The organism is Pseudomonas sp. B10 (assembly GCF_900156235.1).
Classification (GTDB): Bacteria; Pseudomonadota; Gammaproteobacteria; order Pseudomonadales; family Pseudomonadaceae; genus Aquipseudomonas; species Aquipseudomonas siliginis.
In genome coordinates this window covers 3,977,851-3,989,478 of the sequence record NZ_LT707063.1, presented here as the reverse complement: position 1 = coordinate 3,989,478, position 11,628 = coordinate 3,977,851, and the positions used below count along the sequence as shown (strand labels likewise).

The following is an 11,628-nucleotide window of genomic DNA, read 5'->3' as shown; positions in this document are numbered from 1 at the left end:
TACATGCACTTCACCAAACTCGCCGCTGTCACCCTGCTGCTCTGCGCCCTGCCAGCGATCAGCCAGGCCCGCGACACGGCGGTCTACCTGCCATTCGACAAAGCCGTCGCCGAAGCCACCCGCTCCGGCAAGATCGATGGCAGCGTGAAATTCTATCTGGCCGGCAACACCCCGGCGGGCAAAGTCACCGTGGTAAGCCCCGACGCCGTGACCAACAAGAAAACCAACGCCTTCAACAAGTCCGACGAAGTCGCCTGCGAATGGGTTGCCCAATCGGCAATCATCAGCCTGCACCAGGCCGCGAAAAACGCCGGCGCCAACGCCGTGACCAACATCGTCAGCTTCTACAAGCGCAACGAGCGCAAGGACGCGCAAACCTACGAATGCCACGCCGGCGCGATCATGGCGGGCGTGGCGCTGAAGGGTGATCTGGCGAAGGTTCAGTAAACGCCAGAAATGACAAAGGGCGCCGTTTGGCGCCCTTTCACAGACAGGTTGGCTTGTCATCGCCGATTACCTGCCTGGCTCTGCGATGGCTGGTTGCCCAGGATCCTCAGAGTCTCACAAGCCCCTTTCGGGAACGTAGGCAGTATTGCTTGAAATGCATCGGCAGACAACGGCTGGCGTTTCGCCTCTCGGCGCCATCACAATCCCAGGGCCTGTCTCACTGCGGCTTTGATGGCGCTAAATTCTTCTATTGCGAGATGTGAAATCAGATAGACGCGCCTCCCTCTACGATCTCGACTTTTAATTCGGTCGAGCCGTGAAAGGTTGACCGTCGCCACCATGTCACATTTGGCCCAGCATTTCGGACTGGCGCCTTGTAGATGACTCGCCAGCTCAAGATGGTGATCAAGCAGACGATCAGGCGCTGTAGTACTCAAAGGCACCACAGTTACCAACAGACTATTGCTGCGGTGTTTACGCAGAACGACAACGGGCCTGACTTTCACCATCTCAGGCACTTCATAGCCTCTGAAATCGCAAATCAGCACGCTGCCCTCCTTGGGCTGGTATCGAAGAGGCATCCGTGGCACTCACTGAAAAAGAGGCGATTTTGCGCAAAAATCGAGCGTTCCCCTAAGGCAGATCCGTAACGGGAAATGTAGCTCTTTGCAATCCCCTTGCTCCCTTGCACCATCTACACTCGCTTAAGCAGGTCCCGGCTCAGTACCTGCCCTCGCAGTTCTCTTTCACCGTCAAAGGAGATGACCATGCAAGTGAAAGCCCTGATGGCCGCTGCGCTTATCGCCCTGCTGCCAAGTGCCAGCCATGCCACCAACCTCATGTACATGCCTTTCGAAACCGTGCTGTCGGACGCGATTCGCGCCGGTCGGCTGGATGGCAGTGTGAAGTTCTACCTGATCGGCAACGGGCCGCAGGGCACTCAGCAGTTGCTGCGCCGAGGGGTGGTCAGTGATTTGAAAACCAACGGCTTCAACAAGAGTGATCAGGCTTCGTGTGAATGGGTATTGCAGTCGAATCTGATCAAATTGCAGGCTGATGCCAAGCGGGTCGGGGCGAATGCGGTGGTCAATATCGTCAGTTACTACGACCAGCGTGTACGCAAGGATTTGAATACCTACGAGTGCCGGGCAGGAGTTTTTGTTACCCGGGTGGCTTTGAAGGGGGATCTGGTGCGGTTGCCCTGAAATCTGTGATGTTTGGGCCGACGCCTTCGCGAGCAGGCTCGCTCCCACCTTGCAATGCGTTTCCCTGTGGGAGCGAGCCTGCTCGCGAAAGCGCCAGCCGCCTTCACACCGTCAAAGGCTCAACCTTGCGCGTAAGCAGTTCGACAAACGCCTTGGCCATCGGTGATTTCTGGTCTTTGCGCTGCACCAGCCATACTGCTGAAATTGCCTCCGGATCGAGCAGCGGACGGTAGACCACGCCGTCGATGCGCATGCGTTGGTAGGACGCCGGCAGCACCGATACACCGAGGCCCGCTGCGACCAGACCGATGATGGTCATCGCCTCGCCAGCCTCTTGGGCAAAGTGCGGGCTGAAGCCGGCGTCACGGGCCAGGCTCAGCAGTTGTGCGTAGAGCCCGCTGCCATAGCTGCGCGGGAAAAACACGAATGGCTCCAGCGCCAGCGCCGATAGAAACAGACCTTCATCGCTACTTTGGGCCAGTGGATGCTTGGAACTGAGCACCGCCACCAATGGCTCGCGCATCAACTCCACAACACTCAGTGAATCTGGCAATCCCAGCGGGCGCATGATGCCGACTTCGATCGACTCGTCCACCAGAGCGTCGGCGACCATGGTGCTGCTCATTTCGCGCAGGTTCAGATGCACTGCCGGGAAGCGCTGACGAAAGGAAAAAATCGCCTGCGGAATCGTCGAGTTGAACGGCGCCGACGAGGTGAAGCCAATCTTCAACTCACCCAGCTCGCCAAGTTGCGCACGCCGGGCAACATCCGCCGCCTTGTCGACCTGCGCCAGCACCAGCCGCGCCTCCTGCAGAAACAACCTGCCCGCCTCGCTCAACTCGACCCGACGATTGGTGCGTTCGAACAATCGCGCGCCGAGCTGTTGCTCCAGCGCCTGAATCTGCTGGCTCAGCGGTGGCTGGGAGATGCCCAGCACCTGTGCGGCGCGGCCAAAATGCAGTTCTTCGGCGACGGCGATGAAGTAACGCAGATGACGCAATTCCATAGAATTTCCATTGGGTCGCAAAAGCTATCAAACAGGTCGAACAATATATTGGATAGAAACATTAGCCAGCTATATGATTTTTTCATTGCCTGCCCGGCTGTGCTTTCCGAGGTCTGAAGTGAAAACTGCTGTCGCGCCCCTTGCCCACGAAGTGCCGCCCGCTGCCGGCGACGATACCCTCGCAGAGCTGCAAGAGATCTACATCGAAAAAGGCACGCCGGCGTTCATGCGCACGGTGCTGGCGCTTTTCTGTGGCGGCTTTGCGACGTTTGCCCTGCTCTACTGCGTACAACCGATGATGCCGCTGCTGTCCCACGAATACGGGATCAATGCCGCGCAGAGCAGCCTGATCCTCTCGGTGGCGACCGGCATGTTGGCCTTCGGTCTGCTGATCACCGGGCCGATTTCCGACCGCATCGGCCGTAAACCGGTGATGGTCGCGGCACTGTTCGCTGCCGCGTTGTGCACCATCGCCAGTTCGATGATGCCGAGCTGGCAAGGCGTGCTGATCATGCGCGCATTGATCGGCCTGTCATTGAGCGGCCTGGCAGCAGTGGCGATGACCTATCTGAGCGAAGAAATCCATCCACAGCACATCGGCCTGGCGATGGGTTTGTACATCGGCGGCAACGCGATCGGCGGGATGAGCGGGCGCTTGATAACCGGCGTGCTGATCGACTTCGTCAGCTGGCACACGGCGATGCTGGTGATAGGCGGCCTGGCGCTGGTCGCGGCGGCGGTGTTCTGGAAGATCCTCCCGGAGTCGCGCAACTTCCGCGCCCGCTCGCTGCACCCGCGCAGCCTGCTCGACGGCTTCACCATGCACTTTCGCGACGCCGGCCTGCCGCTGCTGTTTCTTGAAGCGTTTGTGCTGATGGGCGCGTTTGTCACGCTGTTCAACTACATCGGCTACCGCTTGCTGGCTGCGCCGTACAACCTCGATCAGGTATTTGTCGGATTGCTCTCGGTGGTCTACCTGTCGGGGATCTACAGCTCGGCGAAGATCGGTTCGCTGGCGGACAAACTGGGGCGGCGCAAAGTGCTCTGGGCGACCATTGCGCTGATGTTCGCCGGGCTCGCGCTGACCATGTTCACTTCGTTGTTGCTGGTGATCGTCGGCATGCTGGTGTTCACCTTCGGCTTCTTCGCCGCGCACTCGGTGGCGAGCAGCTGGATCGGCCGGCGCGCGTTGACGGCCAAGGGCCAGGCGTCGTCGTTGTATCTGTTCAGTTATTACGCCGGGTCGAGCATTGCCGGGACGGCGGGCGGGGTGTTCTGGCATCTGGGCGGATGGAACGGGATCGGGCTGTTTATTGGCGCGTTGTTGCTGATTGCCCTGCTGGTGGCGTTGAAGCTGGCGAAGTTGCCGCCGTTGCAGGGTGTCAAAGCCTGACATAAAACCCTGTGGGAGCGAGCCTGCTCGCGAATGCACTGTGTCAGGCAACATCAGTGTTGAATGACACACCGCTTTCGCGAGCAGGCTCGCTCCCACAGTTGATCTGTGTCCGACATTAGATTGTTCAAACAAAAACGCCCGGCATTAGCCGGGCGTTGTTTATTGGGCGCTGATCACTCGTGATACTGCGCCGACAGCTCATGCACCGCACGCAGGAACGCGCCGGCATGTTCTGGATCAACCTCAGGCGTGATGCCATGACCAAGGTTGAACACGTGGCCGCTGCCCTTGCCGTAGCTGGCCAGAATGCGCCCGACTTCAGTGCGGATCGCTTCCGGTTTGGCGTAGAGCACGGTCGGGTCCATGTTGCCTTGCAGCGCGACCTTGTCGCCGACGCGGGCACGGGCGTTGCCGATGTCGCAGGTCCAGTCCAGGCCGAGGGCGTCAGCGCCGGCTTCGGCGATGCTTTCCAGCCACAGGCCGCCGTTCTTGGTGAAGAGGATCACCGGCACTTTGCGGCCGTCGTTCTCGCGGATCAGGCCGCTGACGATTTTCTTCATGTAAGCCAGGGAGAATTCCTGATACGCGGCTGCCGACAGGTTGCCGCCCCAGGTATCGAAGATCTGCACCGCTTGTGCACCGGCCATGATCTGGCCGTTGAGGTACGAGGTCACCGACTGCGCCAGCTTGTCGAGCAGCAGGTGCATGGCTTGCGGGTTGTCGTAAAGCATCGCTTTGGTCTTGCGGAAGTCTTTCGACGAGCCGCCTTCAACCATGTAAGTGGCGAGGGTCCACGGACTGCCGGAGAAACCGATCAACGGCACGCGACCGTTGAGTTCGCGACGGATGGTGCTGACCGCATCCATCACGTAGCCGAGGTCTTTGTGCGGATCCGGGATCGGCAGGGCTTCGATATCGGCCAGGGTGCTGACGACTTTCTTGAAGCGCGGACCTTCACCGGTTTCGAAGTACAGGCCCTGGCCCATGGCATCGGGAATGGTGAGGATGTCGGAAAACAGGATCGCCGCGTCCAGTTGCGGATAGCGGTCGAGCGGTTGCAGGGTGACTTCGCAGGCGAATTGCGGATTCATGCACAGGCTCATGAAGTCGCCGGCATGCGCGCGGCTGGCGCGGTACTCCGGCAGGTAGCGACCGGCCTGGCGCATCATCCACACAGGGGTGACGTCAACGGGTTGCTTGAGCAGGGCGCGGAGGAAACGGTCGTTCTTCAGGGCAGTCATGTCGGCATCCGGAAAAAAAGTGCGGGCATTTTCTCAGAGCGCGCGGCAAAAGGCACGGATGTGGGTCAGCCTTTTGTCTATCGGGTCAATTTATTGCGTTGGAATGCGCTATCAGCAACACCGAGAAACAACTGTGGGAGCGAGCCTGCTCGCGAAGAGGCTTCACATTCAACATCTCTGTTGACTGATCCACCGCTTTCGCGAGCAGGCTCGCTCCCACAATTAATCCCATTCCAATTTTGGAAAGTGATCAGACGCCCAGGTAATCGAGGATCCCTTCGGCGGCATTGCGCCCCTCGAAAATCGCCGTTACCACCAGGTCGGAACCGCGCACCATGTCGCCACCGGCGAAGATTTTCGGGTTGCTGGTCTGGTGCTTGTACTGACCTTGCTCAGGCGCAACAACGCGGCCCTGGCTGTCGGTCTGGATCTCGAACTGTTCGAACCACGGCGCCGGGCTCGGGCGGAAGCCGAAGGCGATGACCACGGCATCGGCCGGGATGATCTCTTCGGAACCCGGGATCGGCTCGGGGCTGCGACGGCCACGGGCATCCGGTTCGCCGAGACGGGTCTCGACGACCTTCACGCCTTCGACCTTGTCTTCACCGACGATGGCGATCGGCTGGCGGTTGTAGAGGAATTTCACGCCTTCTTCCTTGGCGTTCTTCACCTCTTTGCGCGAGCCGGGCATGTTCGCTTCGTCGCGACGATAGGCACAGGTCACCGACTTGGCGCCCTGACGGATCGAGGTGCGGTTGCAGTCCATCGCCGTGTCGCCGCCGCCGAGTACCACGACCTTCTTGCCTTTCATGTCGACGAAATCTTCCGGCGACTTTTCAAAGCCCAGGTTGCGGTTGACGTTGGCGATAAGAAAATCCAGCGCGTCGTAAACGCCCGGCAGGTCCTCACCGGCAAAGCCGCCCTTCATGTAGGTGTAGGTGCCCATGCCCATGAACACCGCGTCGTATTCGGCGAGCAGTTGTTCCATGGTCACGTCTTTGCCGACTTCGGTGTTGAGACGGAACTCGATGCCCATGCCGGTGAAGACTTCGCGACGATTGCTCAGCACGGTCTTTTCCAGCTTGAACTCGGGGATGCCGAAAGTCAGCAGGCCACCGATTTCCGGGTTCTTGTCGAACACCACCGGGGTTACGCCGCCACGCACCAGCACGTCGGCACAACCCAGACCCGCCGGGCCTGCGCCGATGATCGCGACACGTTTGCCGGTCGGCTTGACCTTGGACATGTCCGGGCGCCAGCCCATGGCGAACGCGGTGTCGGTGATGTACTTCTCGACCGAACCGATGGTCACCGCACCGAAGCCGTCGTTGAGGGTGCAGGCACCCTCGCACAGACGATCCTGGGGACAAACCCGGCCACAGACTTCCGGCAGGGTATTGGTCTGGTGCGACAACTCGGCGGCCTGGAGGATGTTGCCCTCGGCCACCAATTTGAGCCAGTTTGGAATGAAGTTGTGCACCGGGCACTTCCATTCGCAATACGGGTTGCCGCAACCCAGGCAGCGGTGGGCCTGATCGGCCGACTGCTGGGGTTTGAACGGTTCGTAGATTTCGACGAACTCTTTCTTGCGTTGACGCAACAGTTTCTTCTTCGGATCCTTGCGCCCGACATCGATGAACTGGAAGTCGTTATTCAGACGTTCAGCCATTACTAAAACCTCTTACACGACAGCTCCAAGCTACAAGCTTCAAGCTGCAAGAAAATCACATTAGTCCGGTACAACGCGTACTAGCTTCAGCTTGTCGCTTGAAGCTAGTGGCTTGCAGCTGCGTCGTTACTGCGGACTCGCACGAGTACTGGAGAGCAGAGATTCCAGACTCGCTGCCTTCGGTTTGACCAACCAGAAACGACGCACGTAATCGTCGAGGTTCTCGGCGAGTTCGCGACCCCACTCGCTGTCGGTTTCGGCGACGTACTCGTTCAGCACGTTCTGCAGGTGGCTGCGATAGGCTTCCATCGCCTCGCCGCTGATCCGCTGGATTTCCACCAGTTCGTGATTGACCCGGTCAACGAAGGTGTTGTCCTGATCGAGCACGTAGGCGAAACCACCGGTCATGCCAGAGCCGAAGTTGTAACCGGTCTTGCCCAGCACGCAGACGAAACCACCGGTCATGTACTCGCAGCAGTGATCGCCAGTGCCTTCCACAACCGTGTGGGCACCGGAGTTACGCACGGCGAAACGCTCGCCTGCGGTGCCGGCGGCGAACAGCTTGCCGCCAGTGGCACCGTACAGGCAGGTGTTGCCGATGATGGCGCTTTCCTGAGTTTTATAGACGCTGCCCTTCGGCGGTACGATGACCAGCTTGCCGCCGGTCATGCCTTTGCCGACGTAGTCGTTGGCGTCGCCTTCCAGGTACATGTTCAGACCGCCGGCGTTCCACACACCGAAGCTCTGCCCGGCCGTGCCTTTGAAACGGAACGTGATCGGCGCCTTGGCCATGCCCTGGTTGCCGTGCTTGCGCGCGATTTCGCCGGAGATCCGGGCGCCGATCGAACGGTCGCAGTTGCAGATGTCCAGCTCGAACTCGGCACCGCTGAGGTCGTTGATCGCCGACGCGGCCAGCTCGACCATCTTCTCCGCCAGCAGACCTTTATCGAACGGCGGGTTGCGCTCGACGCCGCAGAACTGCGGTTTGTCCGCCGGGATGTGATCGCTGCCCAGCAGCGGGGTCAGGTCCAGGTGATGCTGCTTGGCGGTCTGGCCTTCGAGGATTTCCAGCAAGTCGGTGCGACCGATCAGCTCTTCGAGGGAGCGCACACCAAGCTTGGCCAGCCACTCACGGGTTTCTTCGGCGACGTAGGTGAAGAAATTCACCACCATGTCGACGGTGCCGATGTAGTGATCCTTGCGCAGTTTCTCGTTCTGCGTCGCGACGCCAGTGGCGCAGTTGTTCAGGTGGCAGATGCGCAGGTATTTGCAGCCCAGTGCGATCATCGGCGCGGTACCGAAGCCGAAGCTTTCGGCGCCGAGGATTGCCGCTTTGATCACGTCGAGGCCGGTTTTCAGGCCGCCGTCGGTCTGCACCCGGACTTTGCCGCGCAGGTCGTTGCCGCGCAGGGTCTGGTGGGTTTCAGCGAGGCCGAGTTCCCAAGGTGCGCCGGCGTATTTGATCGAAGTCAGCGGCGAAGCACCGGTACCGCCGTCGTAGCCGGAAATGGTGATCAGGTCGGCATAGGCCTTGGCCACACCGGCGGCGATGGTGCCTACGCCCGCTTCTGCTACCAGCTTCACCGAAACCAGCGCCTGCGGGTTGACTTGCTTCAAGTCAAAGATCAACTGCGACAAGTCTTCGATCGAATAGATGTCGTGGTGCGGCGGTGGCGAAATCAGGGTCACGCCCGGCACTGCGTAACGCAGCTTGGCGATCAGCCCGTTGACCTTGCCGCCCGGCAGTTGCCCGCCCTCGCCCGGCTTGGCGCCTTGGGCGACCTTGATCTGCAGCACTTCGGCGTTGACCAGGTATTCCGGAGTTACACCAAAACGGCCAGTCGCAACCTGCTTGATTTTCGAGCTCTTGATGGTGCCGTAACGCGCCGGGTCTTCACCGCCTTCGCCGGAGTTGGAACGCGCGCCGAGGCGGTTCATGGCTTCGGCCAGGGCTTCGTGAGCTTCCGGCGACAGTGCGCCCAGCGAGATACCGGCGGAGTCGAAGCGCTTGAGCACCGACTCCAGCGGCTCGACTTCACTGATGTCCAGCGGCGTGTCGAGGGTCTTGACCTTGAACAGGTCGCGAATCATCGACACCGGACGGTTGTCCACCAGCGAGGTGTATTCCTTGAACTTGGCGTAGTCGCCCTGCTGCACAGCGGCTTGCAGAGTGTTGACCACGTCCGGGTTGTACGCGTGATATTCGCCACCGTGGACGAACTTCAGCAGACCGCCCTGCTGGATCGGCTTGCGCGGGCTCCAGGCTTCTGTGGCGAGTGCTTTCTGCTCGGCTTCGATGTCGACGAAACGTGCACCCTTGATCCGGCTCGGCACGCCACGGAAGCTCAGTTCGCAGACTTCTTCGGACAGGCCGATGGCCTCGAACAGCTGCGCACCACGGTACGAAGCGATGGTCGAGATACCCATCTTCGACAGGATCTTGAGCAGGCCTTTGGTGATGCCCTTGCGGTAGTTCTTGAACACCTCGTAGAGGTCGCCCAGGACTTCACCGGTACGAATCAGGTCGCCCAATACTTCGTAGGCCAGGAACGGATAGACAGCCGAGGCGCCGAAACCGATCAGCACGGCGAAGTGATGCGGGTCACGGGCGGTCGCGGTTTCAACAAGGATGTTGGAATCGCAACGCAAGCCTTTCTCGGTCAGACGGTGGTGCACGGCACCGGTCGCCAGCGAAGCGTGGATCGGCAGCTTGCCCGGGGCGATATGGCGGTCGCTGAGGACGATCTGGGTACGCCCGGCGCGCACGGCTTCTTCAGCCTGATCGGCAACGTTGCGGATGGCCGCTTCGAGGCCGAGGCTTTCGTCGTAGTTGAGGTCGATGATCGCCCGTTCGAAACCCGGACGGTCGAGGTTCATCAGCGAGCGCCACTTGGCCGGCGAGATCACTGGCGAGCTGAGGATCACGCGCGAGGCGTGTTCCGGCGACTCCTGGAAAATGTTGCGCTCGGCACCGAGGCAGATTTCCAGCGACATCACGATCGCTTCACGCAGCGGGTCGATCGGCGGGTTGGTCACCTGCGCGAACTGCTGACGGAAATAGTCGTACGGCGTGCGTACACGCTGGGACAGCACGGCCATCGGCGTGTCGTCGCCCATCGAGCCCACGGCTTCGTAACCTTGCTCGCCAAGCGGGCGCAACACCTGATCACGCTCTTCGAACGTGACCTGATACATCTTCATGTACTGCTTGAGCTGATCGACGTCGTAGAAAGCCGAACCGTGGTCGTTGTCTTCCATGGTCGCCTGAATGCGCAGGGCATTCTTGCGCAGCCATTGCTTGTACGGATGACGGGATTTCAGACGGTTGTCGATCGCATCGGTGTCGAGGATCTGCCCGGTTTCGGTGTCCACGGCGAAGATCTGGCCCGGGCCGACGCGACCCTTGGCGAGCACGTCTTCAGGCTGGTAGTTCCACACGCCGATTTCCGAGGCGAGAGTGATGAAACCATTCTTGGTGGTCACCCAGCGCGCCGGACGCAGACCGTTACGGTCGAGCAGGCACACCGCGTAGCGACCATCGGTCATCACCACGCCGGCCGGGCCGTCCCACGGCTCCATGTGCATCGAGTTGTACTCGTAGAACGCACGCAGATCCGGGTCCATGGTTTCGACGTTCTGCCACGCTGGCGGAATGATCATCCGCACGCCACGGAACAGATCGATGCCACCGGTGACCATCAGTTCGAGCATGTTGTCCATGCTCGACGAGTCGGAACCGACACGGTTGACCAGCGGGCCGAGCTCTTCCAGATCCATCAGATCATTGGTGAACTTGGTCCGACGGGCCTGCGCCCAGTTGCGGTTACCGGTGATGGTGTTGATTTCGCCGTTGTGGGCGAGGAAGCGGAACGGCTGCGCCAGCGGCCATTTCGGCAGGGTGTTGGTGGAGAAGCGCTGGTGGAACACGCAGATCGCGGTTTGCAGGCGCTCGTCACTCAGGTCCGGATAGAACGCGGCCAGGTCGGCCGGCATCATCAGGCCTTTGTAGATGATGGTCTTGTGCGAAAAGCTGCAGATGTAGTGATCAGTGTCAGCGGCGTTGGCCACCGACGAACGGCGACGGGCGCTGAACAGCTTCACGGCCATGTCCTGATCGCTCAGGCCTTCGCCGCCGATGTAGACCTGCTCGATCTGCGGCAGGCGCTCAAGGGCCAGGCGGCCGAGGACGCTGGTGTCGATCGGCACTTTGCGCCAGCCGATGAGTTGCAGGCCTTCAGCAAGGATCTCGCGGTTCATGTTCTCGCGAGCGGCTTCGGCCTTGGCCGGATCCTGATTGAAGAACACCATGCCCACGGCATATTGCTTGGGCATATCGACGCCGAAGCTTTCCTGGGCAATGGCTCGCAGGAAGGCGTCGGGTTTTTGAATCAGCAGACCGCAACCGTCACCGGTCTTGCCGTCGGCATTAATCCCACCGCGGTGGGTCATGCAGGTCAGGGCCTCGATGGCCGTTTGCAAAAGGGTATGACTGGGCTCGCCCTGCATATGAGCTATCAGGCCGAAACCGCAGTTATCCTTGAATTCATCTGGTTGGTACAGACCTGCTTTCATAGACACTTTCTCACCAGGCTGCCTCTACTCGAGGCAAATTTCTTTTCAATTCAACCACTTGCGTTCCGCGCCGAACGTACGCCGGCTTAGCG

The 11,628-nt window shown here is 60.3% G+C and carries 8 protein-coding genes; 3 read left to right on the top strand and 5 right to left on the bottom strand.

The window, feature by feature from the left end:
* Positions 1-3 precede the first annotated feature (3 nt).
* The gene (locus tag BXA01_RS18120; protein WP_076565248.1) at positions 4-447 is read left to right on the top strand and encodes an excinuclease; all 444 of its coding nucleotides are present in this window, start codon (positions 4-6) and stop codon (positions 445-447) included.
* Between the two features lie 197 nt (positions 448-644).
* Here the strand turns inward: BXA01_RS18120 and BXA01_RS18115 are convergent, their stop codons facing one another.
* On the bottom strand, positions 645-1,028 hold the full coding sequence (locus tag BXA01_RS18115) for a type II toxin-antitoxin system PemK/MazF family toxin (RefSeq protein WP_076565246.1): 384 nt from the start codon (positions 1,026-1,028) through the stop codon (positions 645-647).
* 186 nt (positions 1,029-1,214) lie between these two features.
* Between BXA01_RS18115 and BXA01_RS18110 the strand changes: the two genes are divergently transcribed.
* Positions 1,215-1,652, top strand: a complete 438-nt coding sequence (locus tag BXA01_RS18110) for an excinuclease (RefSeq protein ID WP_076565245.1) — start codon at positions 1,215-1,217, stop codon at positions 1,650-1,652.
* A gap of 103 nt (positions 1,653-1,755) precedes the next feature.
* Here the strand turns inward: BXA01_RS18110 and BXA01_RS18105 are convergent, their stop codons facing one another.
* Positions 1,756-2,658, bottom strand: a complete 903-nt coding sequence (locus BXA01_RS18105; protein ID WP_076565243.1) for a LysR family transcriptional regulator — start codon at positions 2,656-2,658, stop codon at positions 1,756-1,758.
* 151 nt (positions 2,659-2,809) lie between these two features.
* Between BXA01_RS18105 and BXA01_RS18100 the strand changes: the two genes are divergently transcribed.
* Positions 2,810-4,051 (top strand): MFS transporter, encoded by a 1,242-nt coding sequence (locus BXA01_RS18100; RefSeq protein WP_442961917.1) that lies wholly within the window; start codon positions 2,810-2,812, stop codon positions 4,049-4,051.
* A 176-nt stretch (positions 4,052-4,227) separates the two neighbouring features.
* Here the strand turns inward: BXA01_RS18100 and hemE are convergent, their stop codons facing one another.
* From hemE to gltB, 3 genes are all read right to left on the bottom strand, one after another.
* Entirely contained in the window at positions 4,228-5,295 is a 1,068-nt protein-coding gene (gene hemE, locus BXA01_RS18095; protein ID WP_076565240.1) for a uroporphyrinogen decarboxylase, read from the bottom strand.
* A 250-nt stretch (positions 5,296-5,545) separates the two neighbouring features.
* On the bottom strand, positions 5,546-6,964 hold the full coding sequence (locus BXA01_RS18090) for an FAD-dependent oxidoreductase (protein WP_007909438.1): 1,419 nt from the start codon (positions 6,962-6,964) through the stop codon (positions 5,546-5,548).
* A 126-nt stretch (positions 6,965-7,090) separates the two neighbouring features.
* Positions 7,091-11,536, bottom strand: coding sequence for a glutamate synthase large subunit (gltB, locus tag BXA01_RS18085; RefSeq protein ID WP_076565238.1), 4,446 nt, complete (start codon positions 11,534-11,536; stop codon positions 7,091-7,093).
* Positions 11,537-11,628: the final 92 nt, after the last annotated feature.